Origin of the sequence: Kitasatospora indigofera (genome assembly GCF_014655955.1) — a bacterium.
GTDB lineage: Bacteria > Actinomycetota > Actinomycetes > Streptomycetales > Streptomycetaceae > Kitasatospora > Kitasatospora indigofera.
Map to the genome: position 1 here is coordinate 1 of NZ_BNBO01000193.1, position 560 is coordinate 560.

1 protein-coding gene and 1 pseudogene are annotated in these 560 nt (G+C 75.7%); both read right to left on the reverse strand.

The window, feature by feature from the left end:
* Positions 1–328: AAA family ATPase (locus tag IE329_RS40120; protein ID WP_190216002.1), on the reverse strand; the 328-nt coding region annotated here is incomplete at its 3' end.
* A pseudogene (locus IE329_RS40125) lies at positions 325–560 on the reverse strand (DNA primase); the annotation flags it as partial. The pseudogene IE329_RS40125 and the gene IE329_RS40120, both read right to left, overlap by 4 nt.

Here is a 560-nt window from a genome sequence, read left to right on the forward strand (position 1 = left end):
CGAGGCCGAGTCCGAGGGAGAGCCAGGACTTGCCGACCTTGGGCGGTCCGGCGAGCAGGCTGACGCCTTCGGCGAAGAACCCTGGGACGGCCCATTTCGGTTCGGGGAAGGTGGTGGCCATCAGTTCGGCGGCGGTCCACGTGGTGCGGGGCCGGGCAGCTGCCTGGGGCGCCGTCGCCGGGGCCGTGTGGGGCGCCGGGGCGGGCGGGGCCCAGGGGTCGGACCAGGGGTCCGGTTCGTCCGGCCAGGGGGCGTGCGGGTCGTCGTCGCCGACGATCCGAAGGTGCGGTGCGGGCCGGGCTTCCTGGTTGTCGACGGGGCGGGTCATGCGGCGTGGCCGGCGGCGGCGAAGCCGTTGGTGACGGCGCGGGCGGCGTAGTCGGCAGGGACGCCGACGGACATGGCGGCGTCCACGAGGGTCCGTGCGACGGTGTTCAGGTCGCAGGGGCCGGGGCAGTGGGCGTGCTGGGCGGCCAGGAAGCGGGCGACGCCGAACGTCTGGGAGCTGGCGCCGGACGTCTCGTGTGCCCGGATTTTGGCGACGCCGCGGTGCAGGCCGG